We start from the raw sequence: 20643 nt of genomic DNA, 5'->3' as shown, positions 1-20643 counted from the left end.
GTTTATTGCTCACCATAATATTTAATTAGAATTTTATTAAAGGTACCGTCTTGTTTCAGTTTTTTAATGGATTGTTTTAGTTTCGGTATTCTATTTAAGTAGGGGGATTTTTTAGAAAATTGGAGCCATTGTTCTTTTTCACCGAGTACAAGTTGATCATTGAGGTTAACTTTTTCTATTACGTGGAATTTTTTTAACTGGTACATTAACGCTAATCCGTTGCCGGCGATTGCATCAATTCTCTTAAGATTAATCATACGTGTTTCTTGTTCAAAGTTGGTCAATTCAATTTTATTAAGAGTATTATCGTTATCAAATCGCTCGCTAAGGTGAATGCCCCGCATGGTTCCAATTAATAAACCCCTTAAGTCATCATAGCTTTTTAAGTGTAAGCCTTCTAAAGGGATAACAACGGTTGGTACTGATTTAATGTGACTAGCATAAACGACTATTGGTGAGCGACTTTCAGATTTAAATATAATTCCTCCATCATGTTTACCATGCTTAATATTCTCCCAAATCCTAGCATATGGCATTAATTCTTTATTAATACATATTCCAGAGTCTTTCTCTATTGCATTTAAGTAGTCCCAATGAACACCTGTAGGGGTTCCCGAGTTATTTACAAAACCAATGGGTTCACTATGAATTACATGAAACTTTAGGCAGGGTCCCTGGGCTTTAGTTTGTAAACTAACAGTTAAAAGCAATGAAGTTAAAAGTTGATGAAACTTAATTTTCTTCAAAATATCGATCCTAATAGAAAATAGAATGTATATTTTTCACTGTTTTTGATTCTTTTTATTAGTGAATGGATTAGGTTCTAGGTTAGCTGTTCCATTTGGGGGTTTAAATAGATAATTAGTCGTAGTAATAAAGTTATTCTGAAGTTTGGTCACGTCCAAGAAGAGAAAGAGCCGCTTCTTTAACCGATTTGTTTTGATATAACACTTTATATATTTGTTCACATATCGGCATTTCTACATTCATTCTAGCCGCTAATTCGTGAACTTCTTTAGTATTTTTATAACCCTCAACCACTTGGCCAATCTCAGTAATTGCGGCTTGAATGTCGAGCCCCTTTCCTAAAGCCAAACCAAAACGTCGGTTTCTAGATTGATTATCAGTACAGGTTAGGACTAAGTCTCCTAGTCCTGACATGCCCATGAAAGTTGCTGGTTTTGCACCCATTTTCACACCTAAACGCGTAAGTTCTGCAAGACCTCGGGTAATAAGTGCTGTTCTTGCGTTTGAACCAAAACCTAAGCCATCAGCTAAACCAGCTCCAATAGCGATGACGTTTTTAACTGCTCCGCCTAATTGAATACCTATGAAATCGTCATTTCGGTATACACGAAATGATTTTGAGCAATGTAATTTATTTGCAAAATCTTCTGCTAATGTTTCATCTGAGGAACTAATTGAAATGGCAGTAGGCAAGCCAGCAACCATTTCTTTGGCGAAAGTAGGACCAGACAATGCAGCAAGGGGAGTGTCATTACCTAGAATGTCTGTGACAACATCTTGCAATAATCTACCAGTATTAGGTTCTAACCCCTTGGTAGCCCAAATAATACGATGTGCTTTAGTTAGGTACGGCTTTATTAATCTTAGTGTTTCAGCAAAAGCATGGCTAGGCACAACAACCAATACGTCGTTACTAAACTTTAGAGCTTTTTGAATGTCAGATTCAACAGCCAAGGCATCTGGGAACGTGGAACCAGGCAAATATTTAGCATTGGTCCGAGATTCAGCCATTATTTTAGCTTGAGCGGGATCTCTACTCCATAGGAGGGTAGGGGTGTTGTTTCTAGAAAGGCAAAACGCAAGGGCAGTACCGTAAGATCCTGCCCCTAAAACACATACAGAACTCATACTAGATGAATTGCTTATGCATCTAGTTTCTGTGGAGATTGCTCTTGACCTTGTTCAGCTCTTTGCTTCATATATGCAGCAAAAATTTGATTGAAGTCAACAGGGGCCAAATTCAATGGAGGGAAAGTGCCACGGTTAACTAAATTTGAAATGGTTTCTCTAGCATACGGGAACAAGGTGTTAGGGCAAAATGCACCGATCATATGAGCCATGTTTTGCTCTGGCATGTCGCTAATGCTAAATACACCTGCTTGTTGAACTTCACATAAGAATGCAGTTTCTTCACCAAGTTTAGCTGTAACTGTTACACTTAAAACAACTTCATATAGATTTTCACCTAATGGTGTGCTTTTTGTATCTAAATCTAACTGAACTTCAGGTTTCCATTCTTTTTGGAAAATAGCTGGAGAGTTAGGTGCTTCAAAAGAGATATCTTTAGTAAAAATTCTTTGAATATTAAATTGTGGAGCTTGTGCTGCGTCTGCTTGTGCAGCGCCTTCAATTGGTTGATTTTCGTCAGCCATGGAAATTCCTTAAAATATTAATTAAACAGCAAGTAATGCGTTTAGTTTGTTTTTTGATTCTAACGCGAACAAGTCGTCACAACCGCCAATATGTTGATCATCAATAAAAATTTGTGGAACTGTATATCCACCGTTTGCTCGTTCGATCATAACGCTGCGCAACTCTGGGTTTACGTCAATTTCAATTTCGTTAAATTGAATGTTTTTATCAGCCAGCAGTGCTTTTGCTCGATGACAGTAAGGACAGTGTCCTTTGGTATAAATGTCTACATTTGCCATAAAAAACCTGGTACTTATTTATTGATAGGAAGGTTGGCACCTTGCCAAGCGCCAATACCACCTTTTAAAACAGATACATTTTCAAAGCCTGCTTTAAGCATTTGAGATGCAGTACGTTTCGCGCTCATCCCCATTGCACAGACAACTATGATGGGTTTGTTTTTTTGATTTTCAAGAGAGCTAAAGTCTGCTTTAGTAACTAATTCAGCTTTTATTTGTTTAGAGCCTAATATATGACCTTTTTTGAAGTCTGCTGTTGGGCGGATATCTAAGATGTATGCATCTTCTTTGTTCATTAATAAAGTTGCATCATGAGTACTTAACTCTTTCAAAGAGGAAAGCTGGGTTGCAACTGTGGTGTAAATTAGAGCGGCTAATAACACGACAAAGGCACCGGATAAAATAAGGTGATTACCGGCAAATTCTACCAATTGTTCCATATCTAAGGATCTCGCTAATAAATAACATAAAAAAAGAGCGCAAAGTATAAAGGTTTTATAGGCAGAAACTAGTCTACAAGCTAAACATATTTAAGAACTGGGAATAACTTATTGTTATCCATTTGGTTTTAAGCATGATTTGCAGATGACGAGCAAGGCTAGTAAGGATAAGATTGGTTAATATAAAGATATTTGTAGATTTACACCATAGGAAACAAACATGAGCCAAGCAAAAAAGACAACAGCACTGATTATTTTGGATGGCTGGGGCCACAGAGAGAATAAAGAGAGTAATGCAATTGCTCATGCAAACACTCCTGTATTAGATGGTTTGTATAACACAAAAACTAATACTTTAATTTCAGGTTCCGGTTTAGATGTTGGTTTACCACCCGGACAAATGGGTAACTCAGAGGTTGGCCATGTGAACTTGGGAGCCGGTCGAGTTGTATATCAAGACTTCACCCGCGTAACAAAAGCTATCAGTGATGGAGACTTCTTCGAAAACCCGACTTTGGTTGAAAATTTAGATAAGACTATTCAAGCAGGTAAAGCCGTGCATGTTATGGGATTGCTATCAGCAGGTGGTGTACATAGTCATACTGATCATATTTTTGCCTTCATTAAAATGGCCGTTCAACGCGGCGCAACTAAGGTGTTTTTACATGCCTTTTTAGATGGTCGAGATACGCCCCCTCGAAGTGCAAAAGGTCCATTAGAGCAGGCTGATGAGTTATTCAATGAGTTAGGTATAGGTAAAACTGCCAGCGTTATAGGTCGCTATTACGCTATGGACCGCGATGCAAGATGGGATCGAGTTGAAACAGCTTACAACCTAATTGCAAATGCTAAGGGAAGTTGTCAGGCTGATTCAGCCATCGAAGCACTAGAGGCATCATACCAAAGAGAAGAAAATGACGAATTCATGCAGGCAACCGTTATTGGTGATGCCGCACCAATTGTTGATGGCGATGCTTTATTTTTTATGAATTTTAGAGCAGACAGAGCAAGAGAAATCAGTCGTCCATTTGTTGAGAAAGACTTTAGTGATTTTAGCAAAGATAAACATATTGAATTGAACGCTTTTGTTACGCTAACCCAATATGCAGAAAGTATTAAAGCGCCTTGTGCATATCCGCCGGTTGCTTTGGTAAACGTAATGGGTGATTGGTTAGCTCAGCACAATAAAACACAACTAAGAATCTCAGAAACGGAAAAATACGCCCATGTAACATTTTTCTACAGTGGTGGCAGAGAGGACTTATATGACGGTGAAGAACGTATTTTGATACCTTCTCCTAAAGTTGCCACTTACGATTTACAGCCTGAAATGAACTCAACAGAATTGACCGATAAATTAGTCGCGGCTATTGAGTCTGGAAAGTTTGATGCGGTAGTCTGTAATTATCCTAATGGTGATATGGTTGGCCATACAGGCAACTTTGACGCGGCAGTTAAGGCTGTTGAAGCAGTCGATTCTTGCATCGCACGTATAGTCGAGGCTATTGGTAAAAACGGTGGTGACTGCTTAATAACTGCAGATCATGGTAACGCTGAACAAATGCAAGACGCCACTACGGGTCAAGCTCATACTGCTCATACAAGTGAGTTGGTGCCCTTTATTCATGTAGGAGCTCGAAAAACTCAGGCGAGAGCAGGCGGTACCTTGAGTGATGTTGCACCGACTATGTTGCATTTAATGGGCATGGACCAGCCTGAAGAAATGACAGGTACACCAATTGTCGCTTTAGTTTAGTTTTACTAAAAATGTCTAATCTAACTTATTCAATCAAAGTAATTAACAGTCGATTACTTTGTTTTATATGGTTAGGTTTTAGTTTTATTGCATCTTGTGCCATGGCACAAGATGCAAGCGACTTACAATCTATTCAGCAACAAATTAAATCTACCCAAGCTGAATTACGTAAGCAAATAACGGCTGCTAAAAAACTTCAAACAAGTTTACAAAAAGCAGAATTAAAAATAGCGACTACAGCTAAATCCTTAAACTCAACTCAAACATCGTTAAAAGACAATCAAGGGCAACAAAAATCTTTATTGCAAAAACAGAAAGAATATTTAGATGCGCTAGCCCAGCAAAAAACAGCATTGGCCGCTCAAATCCGTAGTGCATATATGACCGGCAATTATGACTTTGCTAAAATGTTGTTAAATCAACAGGATGCGACAAACTTTGAACGCACCATTGTTTACTATCAATACTTAAATAAGGCAAGAAAAGCTGAAATTGATAGCTTTAATCTTTTAGTTACAGAGCTTCAAACCGTTAATGCTCAATTAATTGATAAACAAAAGGAATTGGAGGAGTTAAAAACTCGTCAAATTAAGCAACAGGATACACTTACTGCACAACAAGCTGAACGTGAAAAAACGTTAGTTCAATTACGAACCTCTATTCAAAGTGATGAATTAAAGATTGAACAGCTACAGATTAACGAAAAGAACTTAATGGCTGCGATTAGCAAAGCTCAAGCACAAGTCGAAGCAAAGCAAAGTGTCTCATTAACTGGACTTAATGCCCTTAAGGGGAAATTGTTAATGCCAGCGAAAGGTCGACTGCGTAAAATGTTTGGTCGATTTAGGCAAGGAAAAATTAAGTGGAAAGGTATAGTTATATACGGCAGTGTGGGAAGCTCGGTTGTCGCTATCCATGACGCTAAAGTATTGTATTCTGATTGGTTGAGAGGTTTTGGGTTAGTCACTGTATTGGATCATGGTAATGGTTATATGAGTCTATATGGACATAATCAAGCGTTATTAAAACAAGCCGGTGAAACAGTGACTGCTGGTGAATCAATAGCATTATTAGGACAAAGTGGTGGTCAAAGTCGGCCAAATTTATACTTTGAAATTCGCCATAAGGGAAAGCCTGTTAACCCCACAAGTTGGTTAAATTTGTAAAGATTTAAAGCAACAGCCCCTAGTAAATGTCTCCTATCTATTTATAATCAAATTATCGCTACTGCACTAATAATAATAAAAGATGCGTTTATATTTTTTACCACTGTTACTTTTGGTTTGTACCCACAGTTATGCTGCGCAGATTTCTTTGATCATTGATGATATGGGTAACAAAAAAAACGATGAAGCCGCATTTTCCCTCCCCGCTGAAGTTACTTTCGCCATTTTGCCGAACAAACGTTTATCTCAGGTATTTTCTATACGGGCTGCTGAACAAGAGCGTGAAGTGATTCTGCATATGCCTATGGAGTCTTTAGGTAGGCAGAATCAAGAAGAAGGTGTGTTACTGTCTAGTATGAAGCCAGACGAAATTGTGCAAAGCTTAAAAAACGCATTAAAAACAGTTCCTCATGCGGTGGGTGTCAATAATCATATGGGGAGCCGTTTAACTCAATTGTCTATGCCTATGGCTGTCACCATGCAATATCTTTCAAAAAGAGGGTTGTTTTTTGTTGATAGCAGAACAACTCGCTACAGCAAGGCTGAACAAATTGCTAACCAAGCAGGTATTTTGAATACTAAACGTAACGTATTTCTTGACCATGATTTACAGCCCCAAAAAATTGAACAAGAATTTCATCGTTTAATACGTTTAGCTAAAAAATATGGGCATGCAGTGGGTATTGCTCATCCACATTCGCAAACACTTAATTACTTAAAAGAACATTTGCATACGCTAAAAGAGCATGGCGTATCGTTAGTAAAGTTAAGTGATTTGGTGTCTAAATCTTCACACTTAGTGCAGGTTACTAAGCAAAAAACCTCTATACCGATTCTTTAAGGAGTTCACATGGCAGGTGCAAATTTATTAGCTTTGATCGACGACATAGCGACGCTTTTAGATGATGTTGCTATTTTGTCTAAAGTGGCAGCAAAAAAAACAGCAGGCGTTTTGGGTGATGATTTAGCACTGAATGCTGAACAAGTATCGGGTGTTAGAGCAGAACGGGAGTTACCGGTTGTTTGGGCTGTAGCAAAAGGGTCATTTCTAAATAAATTAATTTTAGTTCCGTCTGCATTATTAATTAGTGCTTTTCTGCCTTGGCTTATTATCGTGTTATTAGTAATAGGTGGATTGTATTTGTGTTTTGAAGGTGTTGAAAAGCTCGCCCACAAGTTTTTACATTCAAAAGACGAACTAGCCGAGGAACATCGTCAAAAATTGCAAGCCGTGGCTGATCCAAATGTCAACTTGGTGGAGCTAGAAAAAACAAAAATAAAAGGTGCGATTAGAACCGATTTTATTTTGTCTGCAGAAATAGTCGTGATTATATTGGGTACAGTGCAAGCAGAACCTTTTATGACCCAAGTTACAGTTGTATCCATGTTAGCTATAGCTATTACAGTTGGCGTGTATGGTTTAGTTGCCGGTATTGTTAAGTTGGATGATGCAGGACTGTATTTGTTAAGAAAATCTGTTTCAGGTTCGTTTAATACGGTACAACGCGCGTTTGGTAGAGGTTTGTTAATTATAGCGCCTCTTTTAATGAAGACCCTTTCCGTGGTTGGTACTGCTGCTATGTTCTTGGTGGGTGGTGGAATAGTTGTACACAGTGTTCCGGCTATTCACCATTTAATCTCACCAGCCTTACATAGTGTTGAGTCCATTTCTGTTTTATCGGTAGTAGGGCCTGTTTTAATGGATGGTTTAGTTGGGGTTATTGCTGGAATACTCGTGTTGGCTTTAGTTTTATTAGGTAAAAAGTTATTTGTTAAGTAATAAATTCTGATCAAATAAGCAGAAATTATCATAGTTTATACTTGATCATTTATTGAAATGTTATACTATAACGCTCCATTAGGTTGAGGCGATAGTAATGCAACAGAAAGAAGATAAAACGTTTTTAGACAAACTAGGTATAGTAGCCTCAGGTTTGTGTGCGTTACATTGCCTATCATTGCCTATTTTAATCCCTTTATTACCGTTTGTTGGTTCACTATTCTTTGCTCAAGAATGGTTTGAAAAGACTATTTTATCTATGTCCATGATTGTTGGATTTTGGGCCTTGTTTATTGGTTTTTATCGATATCACAGACAGATTTACCCATTGTACAGTTTAATGTTAGGTGGGCTCATATACTGGAATAAAGATATTTTCGGTGAATCATACGAACCTTTTACAATCGCAGTTGGCGCGTTTTTGATTATTGGTGCACATTTTACAAACTTAAAATTATGTAAGAGTTGCCAAAGTTGCGAGTCTGAGTGCGCTAGCTCTTCTTAGTTTTTTATATCTTCCTCAACAGTAAGTGAGCAAACTCAGTATTGTTCACCCTTAATATTTCTCAATTTTTCTACTATTTAAACGGCATAGAAGATGTCAATTTAGATCCCTTTCTACAAAATAAAACGATATTTATGTTGTTAGCTTTTTCCCTAAATTGAAGCAGTTGCACTATATCGGTGTTTGCTTTTATTACTCGCTTTTTCTGCACTCTAGTTTAGGTTTTAAATTAGTTAGACTTTAGTCTAGTTTTACTCATTCCCTCTTTTTTTGATATATAATCGCTCTATCGACGAACAAAGTATACTTTTTTAAGTTGTTGTTATTGTTGGTTTTATCTTATTTTCTGTTGTTTTTTTTTGCCATGTTATTGATCTTTTTTTTTAATTAAAACGTATACACGGTAAGCATAAATTTTGTTTGGTGCATTGGTGTATTTATTGCTTTGTCGTGCTGAAAGTTTTATTTGAATTCTGTTTAGTTAAGTGGAGTGTAATGTGTCTTTAAAAAGCCGTTTGATGATTGTAATGTCTACCCTATCAATAGTGATAGTCGCCATATCCATTATTTTGGTAGCCAGAATTTCCATTGAGCAGATGCATGAAGATACACTTAAGCGTTATGAGTCAGATTTGACTGCCAAACGAGTTCTTATTTCATCAGAAATTACCGCTTATTTCGATACTATTTCTAAACAAGTCTTGGTCATGGCTAACAGTATTTCCATTAAAGAAGCAACGGCAGAGTTTATTGAAGGATTTAATCGTTACCCGACTAATAAAGCGAATAAAACAGCTTTGGAAAATTATTATTCATCGGAGTTCAAACCTGTTTACAACTCGAAGAACACTGATTCAGTCAATACGCAAGAATTGCTTCAACCTTTGTCTCTTCGTGCCCAAGCAATGCAATCCCAGTTCATTGCCTTAAACTCTTTTCCATTGGGTGAAAAAGATTCGTTAACAGCCTTAGGTGATGATTCAAAATACGATGCGGCCCACCAACGTTATCACCCCACCATTCGTAAGTTTTTGAAGGAGTTTGGTTACTACGATATTTTTATAGTAGAGCCTAATTCAGGGGAAATTGTATACAGTGTGTTTAAAGAGTTGGACTTTGCTACTAGTCTCATTAGCGGGCCGTATAAGGATTCCGGTATTGCTAAAGCCTTCCGACAAGGTAAGCAGTTACAAGACGGTGAATTTCATTTTACAGATTTTCAACCGTATCTCCCTTCATACAATAGTCCAGCCGGATTTATTTCTTCGCCGATATACCAAAACAATAAACTAATTGGCGTTCTGATATTTCAAATGCCGATTAGTTTGATTAATGACGTCATGACTCAAAAAGGTAATTGGAGTAGTTCAGGATTTGGTGACAGTGGTGAGATTTATTTAGTAGGGCCAGATAAAACCCTGCGTAACGAAAGCCGTTTTTTTGTTGAAGACAAACAAGCGTATCTAAACCTGTTCAAATCTCTAGATCCAGCAGCTTATAAACAAATTTTAAAACATGACACCACTGTTGCATTTCAACCCGTGAATAGCGTTGGAGTTGACGCTGCATTCAAGGGACAGACTGGCTTTAATATTTTTGAAGATTACCGGAATGTACCTGTTTTAAGCTCTTACTCTTTGATTAAAGTAGGCAATTTAGAGTGGGCAATCATGTCTGAAATTGATGAAGATGAAGCGTTTCATAGTACAGATTCATTAGATGAATACATATGGTGGTCAGGCACAGTCATAGCGTTAATCATGACCGCAATTAGTTTATTGGTCGCTTATTTCTTAGCCGTGTATTTAATTAAACCTCTTAATCGATTAGCCCATCAGTTTTCAGAGTTATCGGAAGGTGAGGCTGATTTAACGGTTAGATTACCTGAGTACAACATGAGAGAAATAGACAATATATCTGTTGGTTTTAATAACTTTATGGATATATTGCACCGAGTGTTTGGGACGGTAAAAGATTCCGTTGAGCGTATTGCCACTAGTGGAGAGCAGCTTGGAGTATCTACCGAACAAACCAATACTCAGTTACTTGGGCAAAAAGATGCAATGAGTAAAGTAGAGGATTCAGTACAGGCATTTGGGCTGTCTATCCAAGCGATAACCCAAAGAACGGAAGATGCGCTGCTTGGTACTAGTAATGCCAGCGAGAAAGCGTCAATCAATTCAGAAAAAGCTCACCAAGCCGCTGATATGGTGCGTAGATTAGTTGAGGATGTTGAATCTTCGACTCAAGCGATTTTGTCTCTGCAGGCAAATGTACAAGAGATAGGCGACGTACTAAATGTAATTAACTCAATCGCAGAGCAGACAAATTTGCTGGCCCTTAATGCCGCAATTGAAGCTGCTAGAGCAGGTGAACATGGCCGAGGGTTTGCTGTGGTCGCCGATGAAGTGAGAGGACTGGCCTCAAGAACACAAGAAAGTACCGTCATCATTCAAGCTAAAATAGAGCAACTAACAGAGTCTACAGAGCATAGTGTCACATCAATGCATAATGCTTCTAGTGCCGCCAATGAAGGCATTAGTTTAGTAAATGAAGTTCGAGATGCGCTAGGTGAGCTTAAGTTTGCGGTTCAAGAGCTTAGCAATATGAATGCGGAAATTTCATCGACTAGCCAAGAACAATCTAAAACTATGGGCTTTATAGGTGACAGTGTGTCCACGGCCAATAATCAAACTAAAGACATAGCCGATGCATCTTCCAATATTAATCAAGTTGCCCATGAACTGTCGGATGTCGCTAAAGAGTTGAAAGAAAAAACCAATAGGTTTGTGGTTTAGGCTTAGGCCTATTCTACTCGTTTGATTATATTCATGGCATTTTTGGGGGCGTTACAAAATACGCAATCGACCTTCCAAGCTAACAGTTTTTGCAATTCTTGAGGGTTGTCTACGGTATACACCATGATTTTTAATCCTCTATTTTTAGCATCCGTTACAAATTCTTTATCCAGGACCGTCATGTCGATATTGACAGAGTAGGCGCCTAACTCTTCAGCAAATTCAGCATACTGCAGCGGTTTACTCGCTGTAATTGCGCCAATTCGAATATCTGTAGTGTAAGTTTTAAACTCTTTTAAAAAGTGGTGATCAAAAGATGACACAATAAATTGTTCAAACGAAAAGTTTAGTTGCTGGATTGCGCGTTGAATATAGGAGTCTAATAGCTCTGGGCTAACAGCTCCTTTCACTTCAATATTCAGTAAACACTGACCGTTTATGAGTGTTAAAACTTGCCAAAGAGTAGGGATTCTTTGACCTAATCCGGCGTCTAATTTTTGTAATTCTGTTAAATTGTGATCTTTTAATAAACCACTGCCATTAGTGGTTCTAGACAGCACCCTATCATGAAAAACAATAAGCTCGTTGCCAACCTGTTGAACATCTATTTCGATACCATGAGCCCGTTGATTAATGGCTTCTTGAATGGCTAGTAGTGTGTTTTCTGGTGCATCGACACTTGCACCTCTGTGGGCGAAAACTAACATAACGAATATTATCCTTTGTCAGGAATTATTTTTTGTGTGATTTTTGAGCGCTATAGGTTTCGTATATTGCAGCAGAGACAATCATTATGCCACCTAAAAATGTCTGCCAATTGGGATTTTCATTCAAAATGATAATAGCCATGATAGTACCCCAGAAAGGTTGCATGCAGGCTACTAAGGAGAAGGTTTTAGCTCGCAAGTGACGTAAACTTGCGGCGATAAGGGCATGTGGAAAGGCGGTTAACATAGTGCCTAACACAAAAAGCCAAATATAAGTGTGTTGATCAGCTTCATACAATTGGTCTGAAGAAAAAAAGCTCAAACATACAAAAATCACTAATGTCTGGTAGGCCATTGCGTGTGCACCAGAGTAGTGAGAGAAATGCTTACGGTGAATTAAGTTACGAAAAGCATACAATATTGCGGAAACTATACCGATCACTATGCCTAAAGTAGTGTCATTACTTAGCGATATTTCTGGAATGAGTAAAGCAATGCCGCACAATACAATGAAAGCGCTTAACAGATCTTGCCAAACTAAACGTATTTTTTCGAAAAATGGCTCGAGTAATACTGTAATTACGGGAAAGGTAAAAAGGGCTATCATACCAACAGACACCGAAGAATATTGCATGGCTGCAAAATACGTGACCCAATGGGCTGTCATTAATAAACCCAATATCAGTGCAACCAAATAATCTTTAGCACTATATAGGGATAACCTACGACCGGTTATTTTGACGATTGCTACTAACATTATACAAGCAATGATCGAACGACCAAACGTGATGTCGATGGCCGATAATGGAATGATTTTAGAGAACAGCCCAGTGGCACCTAGCAGTACAACAGTAAAGTGTAAAGATATTAGGCTTTTCTTAACAGGATCCACTAGCTTATTTCAATGCAGTTGCAAAAACGTCGCCAAGGCGTGTTACGTCTCCAGCACTAAGTTCAGCTAACTCAATTGCATCAGGTTCGAAACAAGCAACAATGGTTGAACCTAATTTGAACCTGCCCATTTCTTGGCCTTTTTCAATGAATACAGAGTTGTCACCTGAAGTTGGGTAAGTCCAATGTTGAACATTTTTTCCAGCGGGCGGCGATACTGTACCAGCCCATGTTGTTTCTATACTGGCAACAATGGTGGCTCCAACTAGTACCATGGCAAACTTGCCAACTTTAGTTTCAAAGATGGCTACTACACGTTCGTTTCTGGCAAATAAACCTGGTACTCGCTCAGCTGTCAGTGGGCTCACTGAAAATAGTTCGCCAGGCACATAAATCATGTCTGTTAACTGGCCGTCAATAGGCATATGAATTCGATGATAATCTTTTGGTGATAAATAAATCGTTGCAAACTTACCATCTAAAAATGGTTGGGCTATTTCAGGTTTGCCACCTAATAAGGTGGTTAAGCTATAGTCATGACCTTTAGCTTGAAAAATTGCATCGTGCTTAATGTCACCCAATTGACTGACTGCGCCATCTACGGGGATCGCAAGATGGTTTTCATCAGCACAAATATTTCTTGCGTCAGGGCGTAGTTCACGAGTGAAGAAGTCATTAAAAGACTTATATGACTCTGGATTTGAGTCTAGAGCCTCACTCATATCAACTTTATATTGTTTTATGAATAGTTTAATTAATGCCGTGGTGAATGCGCCTAACTCAGCTGCGGCAAGCGTACCTACTAATCGAGATAATAAGTGTTTGGGCATGATATATTGCAATGCAATCTTTAAAGAATCTAACAAGGGGACGTCCTAATAAACTATTTTACCGAGAAGAATTGTACCTAAATAATAGTGCTTGTGTGGTTTAAGCTAAGTTCAATAGGCTATATGGTAGTTAAATTTATAGGGCTTAATTTTACTAGGTAAAAGAGAGGGGATTCGAGATTAAGGCTTAGCGTGTGAAGGCCGTAATTCATCCATATTAGACAATATTTTATGATAACTTTGGTATCGTTGCTGGCTAACTTTTCCTTTTTCTACCGCTTCTTTTAGTACACAACCAGGATCGTTTTGGTGTTTACAGTCTCTAAATTTACAGCCACCCAAATAGTCTCTAAATTCAATAAAACCATTGGTTAATCTTTCAGTTGGTAAATGCCAAAGAGCGAACTCACGTACTCCAGGTGAATCAATTAAGTCTCCGCCAGCAGGAAAATGTAATAACTTGGCAGTGGTAGTGGTATGTTGTCCAAGTCCCGAATTATCTGAAATATCACCTATAACTTCGTCTGCATCAGGAAGCAGTACATTAATTAAACTCGATTTCCCTACGCCAGATTGACCAACGAAAACGCTAACTTTGTCTTTTAAACAGGCAGCTAGTTGTTCTACACCTGTGAGTGTTTTACAGCTGGTATATACAATTTGATAACCAATATCACGATAAACATTAAGTTGCGTTTCTACTTCAGCACGTTCCTCTGAAGTTAACATCTCAACTTTGTTTAATAGGATAACGGGTGTTATCTCGACGTCTTCCGAGGCAACTAAATAACGATCTATGATGTTTAAAGACAAACTAGGTAATACAGAACTCACAATGATTATTTGATCGATATTGGCGGCAACAGGTTTGACACCATCATAAAAATCAGGACGTGTTAGTACTGACTTTCTATCTTCAACCGCTTCAATAATGCCACTAATGCTGAGTGATAAGTCCTTGCCAGGACGAAACAACACTTGGTCTCCACAAACGACACTCGTGATAGTTCGGCGCATATGGCATCTATGAACTATGCCTTGTTGATCTTCAACATCGGCATGTTTACCGAATCTACCAATAACTCGGCCAACTTGTTGTTCTTCAAATTGGTTATCTTCCATTTCGCTTTGATCAGAACTTTTAGCAAGGCGTTTTGAGCGATTAACAGAGACTTGTCTTTTCTGTTTTTTGGTAAGTTTTGGTTTTTTTGCCACGTTTATATATAGTGCCCGTTGAGTTTCGAGTATCATGTTAACGTTTGAAACGTTTTATACCAAATAGTATTAGCAATTCTTTTTATCGCGCCGTAGGAGCCACAATGTCTATAGACAATGAAAACTTAGTTTGGATTGACATGGAAATGACCGGGCTAGAGCCAGAAACTGACGTTGTCTTGGAAATTGCGACTATCGTTACTGACAAAAATTTAAATGTCATAGCCGAAGGGCCTGTCTTGGCCATCCATCAAAGTGATCAGATATTAGATAACATGAGTCAATGGTGCATCGACGTACATGGCAAATCTGGATTAACAGCTCGTTGTCGAGCAAGTACAGTGAGTGAAGAGCAAGCAGTTCAGCAAACTATTCAATTTTTAGAATTGTATGTACCTAAAGGTGTGTCTCCACTTTGCGGCAACACCATAGGCCAAGATCGTCGATTTTTAGTTAAGTACATGGCTGAGTTGGAACAATACTTTCACTATCGAAATATCGATGTGAGTACGGTAAAAGAATTAGTTCGGCGCTGGAAACCTGAATTATTAGAAGGCTTTCATAAAAAGGGTGTGCATTTGGCATTGGATGATATTCGAGAGTCTATCGCTGAAATGGTTTATTACCGTGAACATGTGTTTACCATTTAAATTTGTTTAGAGATTAGGCAAATTTAAATAAAATTTTAAAAAAGACTATTTATTACTTGCATCAAATATAATTTTTTGTAAAATGCGCCTCCGTTTTAGGCATCTCTAGTTTAAGACGTTTAGTAAATTTGTTGCGGGAATAGCTCAGTGGTAGAGCACAACCTTGCCAAGGTTGGGGTCGCGAGTTCGAATCTCGTTTCCCGCTCCAATATTTATCTTCTTTGTATAAACTCCAAATTTTTTTTAATTAATTTAAAACTGAATATTTATTCGTCTCTTGTGTGCACCAAGTAAAGGATACCTATGTCCATTATCGGGCATTCCCAGTTAACCAGTTGATATACATTAAAATTTTAAAGCATGGTTCTGAACAGAAACCAAAGCCTCTCTTTGTGTATTTACAATTGGTTGCATAATAAATAGCTAAACATGCATTTTGGTTACAATTTGAAGTATTTTTTGTAGGGAAATCTGAATGCTTTAGGCATAGAATCTGCACTACACATTTTTTTAATATAGTTGTACCGATTTTCTGGGAACACACATGAATACACAAAAAAACTTATTTAAATATTCGGCCATTGCTTTAGCTATGTCTTCAACGTTTGTTTTACAAACGTCAGCCAATGCTCAAGAGTCGCAAAGTAATGTTGAAGAATTTGAACAAATCATTGTGACAGGGACCCGTCGAGTTAATGATGTACAGGATGTACCCGTAAATATAACAGCTTTAAGCGCCACTCAACTTGAACGAGACCGAGTAGAAAGTTTAGTGGATATCGCAAAGTGGGTGCCTGGATTGACTATAGTTGATCAAGGTGGACGAAATAGTAATACCATTATTGTACGGGGTTTAAATACTGATTCTTTGGGGCCTACTGCTACTAATGACGGTGGTGGAACGGTTGCAACTTACCTAGGTGAAATACCTTTATACCTAGACATGAAGTTAACTGATGTCGATCGTGTAGAAGTATTGATGGGGCCACAAGGAACCTTATACGGCGCAGGCACATTAGGGGGGGCTATTCGTTACATACCTAAAAAAGCAGAAATGGATATTTTTGAAGGGAGTGTATACGGAGACATTAATGACACTGCTCAAAGTGATTCTATTGGTAGTACATTTGGTGGCTTAATAAATGTGCCTTTAATTGATGATGTATTGGCATTGCGAGCTAGTTACCAACATTTAAAAGATCCCGGTTTTATTGATTACGCTTATGTAGTGCAAGAAATTGGTGTGTCAAATCCTCAGCCACCTGCAGGCGAATACGACCAAAATTTAAAATATTTGAAAGATGCGAATGGTGAAAGTACAGATAGTGCTCGCGTCTCGTTAAGATGGACTCCTACCGATGAGTTTGAAGCCAACCTAAATTACTACTATCAAGATCAAGATATCGAAGGTCGTAGTTTAGTTCATCAAGAGTCTTTTAACACTGGGCCTTACGAGTCAGGTTTACGTGTTGAAGAACCAAATAATTTAAAAAGCTCTTTGATTAGTTTAGAAATGAGTTACGACTTGGGATTTGCTGAATTAGTGTCTGCGACTGGGATCTCAAAGTATGATGAATTAGGACAACGTGACCAAACGGATTTGTTATTAGATTTTGAATACGGATATGAGTCGTTTCCTTCGTTCACGTCATTTACTCGTGAAATTCAAGAAGATGAAACGACTACACAAGAACTTCGTTTAGTGTCTACATCTGATGATGCACTTTCTTGGATTGTTGGGTATTTCTACAATAAATTAGATGCCTTTAATACTAGTGAAGAATTCACACCAGGTATTCCTGAGTTTTATGGTGTGTCTCGTCCTGACAATCTAGAATATTATGAAGTATTTAATGGCGTGCTGAAAGAAAGCGCTTTGTTTGGTGAAATAGGTTATGAAGTAACGGATGCTTTGTCAGTGACTTTAGGAGCTAGATTCTATGAATATGAAACAGATGTTACCCAAGGTTTTGATTTACCACTATTAGAAACTTTATATGGTGCTCCTTCAGATCAAATAGCCCCAAACTTGGTAACAAATGGTGCTAAAGATGATGGTAGTTTATTCAAGTTAAATATTGGTTATGACTTAACAGATGATGCATTGGTATATTTCACTGCCAGTGAAGGTTATCGAATTGGTGGAGTCAACTCCGTAGCGGAATGTACCGCAGAAGATCTTGGTAACCAAGGGCAGGCGTTATGTGCTTTACCTGAAGAAGTTCCTATTCTTCCAGATGAAACCAAAAACTATGAATTGGGTATCCATAGCACTTGGTTAAATAACACCCTAATTGTGAATGGTTCAATTTTTTACATTGATTGGACTGATATACAAATAGCTGATGTGACTGAAAATGGTGGGCTTTCTATTACGGTAAATGGTGGTAAAGCTAAGTCTCAAGGATTGGAATTGTCAATGAAGGCCTTGTTAGGTAATGGTTTATCTACCCAAGGTTCTTATGCCTATACAAATGCCGAGTTGGACTCAGATGAGCCAGGATTAGTTGACGGTGACGATGCTTTCATTGGTGACAGATTACCAGGTTCTCCGGAGCATTCATTTTCGTACGGTATTACGTACGACACTGAAGTATTTGATGGTATGCCACTGTTGGTAAACTACGGTATGAACTACACAGGTGATATATATACCAGAGTAGGCTTACGTGATTTTGGAGAAAAGTTACCTAGTTATACCTTACACAACTTATCTATGACTCTTTCTGGCGATGTATGGGATGTCACTTTATATGCCAAAAATTTATTCGATAAATATGCGGTAACATCTACTCGATCAGGTAGAGAGGAAATTCGTAAAGTAAATGGCTTTGATGTGAGATCTTATGGTCGTTACATCAATCAACCAAGAACAGTAGGTGTAGAATTCACTTATAATTTTGGTGACTAATTACCATTTTCTCGCAGAAAAAAGGGGCTTAATAGCCCCTTTTTAGTGTCTAAAGTTCATAAAGTTAATATTACATTAAGCCTACTTCAGTTAAATATTGTTGAAGTTCATCGAGTTCATTTCCGTACTTTTGCCAGCGACCAATGGATTTTGAGTTCATCGGTTGCCTGACTTGCACGCTACTCGCAGTAGAAACTGAAGCTGGGTTTTCGTGAAAGTTTAAACAGCTTTCTTGCCAATCTAAATTACAATAACTGAGTATCTTTCTAATTTCTTGTTCAGGTTTTTCAACCAGTTTTTCGTAGGAAACCTCTAATAAACTATCGCCATAGATTGATTGCCAAAATTTCATCAAATCTTTGAACAAGGCAAAATACTGCCCAGAATCTTTTAGGTCATAGGCATAATTGTAATATGAAAAATTGACGGCAAATAATGTTCTAAAATTGCTTAGGCAGACGTCCATTGGGTGTCGATCTAAGATTATTATTTTGGCATTGGGTAGGGCTTTTTTAATTAAGCCGATATACAAAAAATTGAGTGGCATTTTATCAACAAAATGTGATGTTTGGCTGGCGTTAGTTGATGGAGTAGGTTGAGTACTTTTAAGATATCGTTTGCTCAGCTCAGTGAAATCGATATTTTTAGTGGCCTGTATGGTCTCTAGATCTAATACCTGTCTGGAAGGCGTTTTTGCCAGCTTTTTTAACTCGACACCAAAGTTTTGAGATTCGCCCACTGATATAACGTTGGAATGACTCGATAGAATACGATCAACTAAAGTTGTGCCAGATCTTGGCATGCCTAATACAAAAATAGGTTGTGTGGATTGACAATCACTAACTTGCTGAGCGGCAAACTCATGATCGAATAATTGCTTCATTGCAGTAAACAACATTTTATCTTGTTCAATGTCATAGCCAAGTTGGTTTTTCTTTGCTGCGTTACCGCGCTTTAAAATATGTAAGGCTTGGTTATATTCATGCAAACACTCGAACTCTTTGGCCATGGCATGGCATAAATGCAATTTCCCATCGACATTATTGGCAACTTTGTCTAGTTCAGCTTTCAATCGAACTAGGTTGTTTTGTTCTTTGGTGGCCACTTGTAATTCGGCTAGAGCTGAATGAGCTTGGTAATAATTGGGTTTAAGTTCAATAACCTTTTCATATGCGGCTTGAGCTTGTTCAAACTCGCCGGTAAATTTTAAGGAAGCAGCAAGGTTGTAATAGAAACTTGGATTGTTTGGTTGTTGTTTAATTGCTTTATTAAATAATGGCACTGCTTTTTTATGCTCACCTAAACGGCTCAATACGACAGCCAGCGTGTCATTCACCATAGGATTGTCTGTACCCAATTTTAATGCTTCTTGTACCGCACTTTCTGCTTCTGGATATCGATTGACTAATGACAAAGCTCTAGCGTGGAATGCGTAATACTCTGGATTGTTGGGCGATTGGTTAATAGCGAAACGAATTAGCTCAATGGCTTTGGTCATTTGTTGCATGTTTAAAGCAATCATTCCTAACAAAAAATGAGCATCTGCATGTTTAGGTTGGATTTTTAATATTTGAACACAAGCTTGGTGCGCAGGCTTTAGCTGGCCTCGATTGATATGCTGTTGAGCGGCAATATGTAATTTTTTGATGTGTTCTGAAGGCAAAGTGCTCTCCGCTTAATAAATAATTATTCAATCCACTTGAGCTTTTCAAGTGGGTAACCCAGATACCATTTTGCTCGTTCTAATATTACCCGAGTTTTTATGTCTTTTATGCCTAAATTGGGATTTTTGCCTAGGTCATTACAACAATCATTAAGTGCTTTGACATCTGGAAAACAAGTAAAAGAAATGTAATCCATATCTGAAGCAACTCTTAAACAGTCCATGATTTCGGGGATTTGATTGATTTCTTTTTCGAACGCCTTGCGTCCGTGTGCAGTATTGTTAATTAGCTTAAATTCAACGTAGGCTAATACATGTTCACAAATACGATCTAAGTCCATTTCTGACTGAGAGTTTACAAAGTAACCTGCTTCTTTTAAGGCTTTAGTTCTTTGAAAACAAGCGCTGGGTGATAGCGCTATTTTTTCGGCTAATTCTTGATTGGATAGGTCAGCTTGTTTATGTAAGGTCATGATGATTTTTTTATTGATTGTATCTAACTTGACGATCTTTTTATTTTTCATGTTTGCCACAGTACGCCTGTTAATTACAAAAATACTATTTTGATATAGTTGCCCAAATAAAGACATTCTTTTTATTAAAGATATTAATTAGAAAGAATATTTTTTCTGGGTTGTTTTACTATTAAGTCA

At 37.9% G+C, this 20643-nt stretch carries 19 protein-coding genes and 1 tRNA gene; 9 read left to right on the top strand and 11 right to left on the bottom strand.

The features are described from left to right. Positions 1-2: 2 nt before the first annotated feature. The 5 genes from ACSHXM_RS08110 to ACSHXM_RS08090 all read right to left on the bottom strand — a co-directional run bounded on the left by ACSHXM_RS08110 (position 3) and on the right by ACSHXM_RS08090 (position 3118). Positions 3-746, bottom strand: a complete 744-nt coding sequence (locus tag ACSHXM_RS08110) for a substrate-binding periplasmic protein (RefSeq protein WP_435688248.1) — start codon at positions 744-746, stop codon at positions 3-5. A gap of 133 nt (positions 747-879) precedes the next feature. Then, positions 880-1875 carry an NAD(P)H-dependent glycerol-3-phosphate dehydrogenase gene (gene gpsA / locus ACSHXM_RS08105; RefSeq protein WP_435688247.1) on the bottom strand — a complete coding sequence of 332 codons (996 nt, stop codon included), beginning with the start codon at positions 1873-1875 and terminating at the stop codon, positions 880-882. A gap of 14 nt (positions 1876-1889) precedes the next feature. After that, on the bottom strand, positions 1890-2399 hold the full coding sequence (gene secB / locus ACSHXM_RS08100; RefSeq protein ID WP_435688246.1) for a protein-export chaperone SecB: 510 nt from the start codon (positions 2397-2399) through the stop codon (positions 1890-1892). 21 nt (positions 2400-2420) lie between these two features. After that, positions 2421-2678: a glutaredoxin 3 gene (gene grxC / locus ACSHXM_RS08095; RefSeq protein ID WP_435688245.1), complete on the bottom strand. Its 258-nt coding sequence runs from the start codon at positions 2676-2678 to the stop codon at positions 2421-2423. A 14-nt stretch (positions 2679-2692) separates the two neighbouring features. Next, positions 2693-3118: a rhodanese-like domain-containing protein gene (locus ACSHXM_RS08090; protein WP_435688244.1), complete on the bottom strand. Its 426-nt coding sequence runs from the start codon at positions 3116-3118 to the stop codon at positions 2693-2695. 220 nt (positions 3119-3338) lie between these two features. Here ACSHXM_RS08090 and gpmI point away from each other — a divergent pair, with 220 nt between their 5' ends. The 6 genes from gpmI to ACSHXM_RS08060 all read left to right on the top strand — a co-directional run bounded on the left by gpmI (position 3339) and on the right by ACSHXM_RS08060 (position 11123). Continuing rightward, complete coding sequence (gene gpmI, locus ACSHXM_RS08085) at positions 3339-4874, top strand: 2,3-bisphosphoglycerate-independent phosphoglycerate mutase (RefSeq protein WP_435688243.1); 1536 nt, start codon at positions 3339-3341, stop codon at positions 4872-4874. Positions 4875-4975: 101 nt separating this feature from the next. Next, positions 4976-6040 carry a murein hydrolase activator EnvC family protein gene (locus ACSHXM_RS08080; RefSeq protein WP_435688249.1) on the top strand — a complete coding sequence of 355 codons (1065 nt, stop codon included), beginning with the start codon at positions 4976-4978 and terminating at the stop codon, positions 6038-6040. 82 nt (positions 6041-6122) lie between these two features. After that, positions 6123-6881 carry a divergent polysaccharide deacetylase family protein gene (locus tag ACSHXM_RS08075; RefSeq protein ID WP_435688242.1) on the top strand — a complete coding sequence of 253 codons (759 nt, stop codon included), beginning with the start codon at positions 6123-6125 and terminating at the stop codon, positions 6879-6881. A 9-nt stretch (positions 6882-6890) separates the two neighbouring features. Beyond that, positions 6891-7820, top strand: a complete 930-nt coding sequence (locus ACSHXM_RS08070) for a DUF808 domain-containing protein (protein ID WP_435688241.1) — start codon at positions 6891-6893, stop codon at positions 7818-7820. 97 nt (positions 7821-7917) lie between these two features. Beyond that, entirely contained in the window at positions 7918-8325 is a 408-nt protein-coding gene (locus ACSHXM_RS08065) for a MerC domain-containing protein (RefSeq protein ID WP_435688240.1), read from the top strand. Positions 8326-8822: 497 nt separating this feature from the next. Then, the gene (locus ACSHXM_RS08060; protein WP_435688239.1) at positions 8823-11123 is read left to right on the top strand and encodes a methyl-accepting chemotaxis protein; all 2301 of its coding nucleotides are present in this window, start codon (positions 8823-8825) and stop codon (positions 11121-11123) included. Between the two features lie 8 nt (positions 11124-11131). Here the strand turns inward: ACSHXM_RS08060 and ACSHXM_RS08055 are convergent, their stop codons facing one another. From ACSHXM_RS08055 to rsgA, 4 genes are all read right to left on the bottom strand, one after another. After that, positions 11132-11830, bottom strand: coding sequence for a glycerophosphodiester phosphodiesterase (locus ACSHXM_RS08055; RefSeq protein WP_435688238.1), 699 nt, complete (start codon positions 11828-11830; stop codon positions 11132-11134). A gap of 25 nt (positions 11831-11855) precedes the next feature. Further along, complete coding sequence (locus ACSHXM_RS08050; protein ID WP_435688237.1) at positions 11856-12722, bottom strand: DMT family transporter; 867 nt, start codon at positions 12720-12722, stop codon at positions 11856-11858. A 4-nt stretch (positions 12723-12726) separates the two neighbouring features. Then, the gene (asd, locus tag ACSHXM_RS08045; RefSeq protein WP_435688236.1) at positions 12727-13587 is read right to left on the bottom strand and encodes an archaetidylserine decarboxylase; all 861 of its coding nucleotides are present in this window, start codon (positions 13585-13587) and stop codon (positions 12727-12729) included. Between the two features lie 144 nt (positions 13588-13731). Next, on the bottom strand, positions 13732-14766 hold the full coding sequence (gene rsgA, locus ACSHXM_RS08040) for a small ribosomal subunit biogenesis GTPase RsgA (protein WP_435688235.1): 1035 nt from the start codon (positions 14764-14766) through the stop codon (positions 13732-13734). Between the two features lie 104 nt (positions 14767-14870). On the opposite strand from rsgA, the gene orn reads away from it, so the two are divergent. The 3 genes from orn to ACSHXM_RS08025 all read left to right on the top strand — a co-directional run bounded on the left by orn (position 14871) and on the right by ACSHXM_RS08025 (position 18327). Next, entirely contained in the window at positions 14871-15416 is a 546-nt protein-coding gene (gene orn, locus ACSHXM_RS08035) for an oligoribonuclease (RefSeq protein WP_435688234.1), read from the top strand. Positions 15417-15549: 133 nt separating this feature from the next. Continuing rightward, positions 15550-15624 (top strand) — tRNA-Gly (locus ACSHXM_RS08030). A gap of 336 nt (positions 15625-15960) precedes the next feature. Continuing rightward, positions 15961-18327: a TonB-dependent receptor gene (locus ACSHXM_RS08025; RefSeq protein ID WP_435688233.1), complete on the top strand. Its 2367-nt coding sequence runs from the start codon at positions 15961-15963 to the stop codon at positions 18325-18327. 70 nt (positions 18328-18397) lie between these two features. Here ACSHXM_RS08025 and ACSHXM_RS08020 read toward each other — a convergent pair whose 3' ends face one another. Then, positions 18398-19990 (bottom strand): tetratricopeptide repeat-containing sulfotransferase family protein, encoded by a 1593-nt coding sequence (locus ACSHXM_RS08020; protein WP_435688232.1) that lies wholly within the window; start codon positions 19988-19990, stop codon positions 18398-18400. A gap of 23 nt (positions 19991-20013) precedes the next feature. Further along, positions 20014-20514 carry an Lrp/AsnC family transcriptional regulator gene (locus ACSHXM_RS08015; RefSeq protein WP_435688231.1) on the bottom strand — a complete coding sequence of 167 codons (501 nt, stop codon included), beginning with the start codon at positions 20512-20514 and terminating at the stop codon, positions 20014-20016. Positions 20515-20643 lie beyond the last annotated feature (129 nt).

This window comes from Paraglaciecola sp., from assembly GCF_051252315.1.
GTDB lineage: Bacteria > Pseudomonadota > Gammaproteobacteria > Enterobacterales > Alteromonadaceae > Paraglaciecola.
The sequence above is the reverse complement of the archived record's forward strand: the minus strand, read 5'-3'. Positions and strand labels throughout refer to the sequence as shown.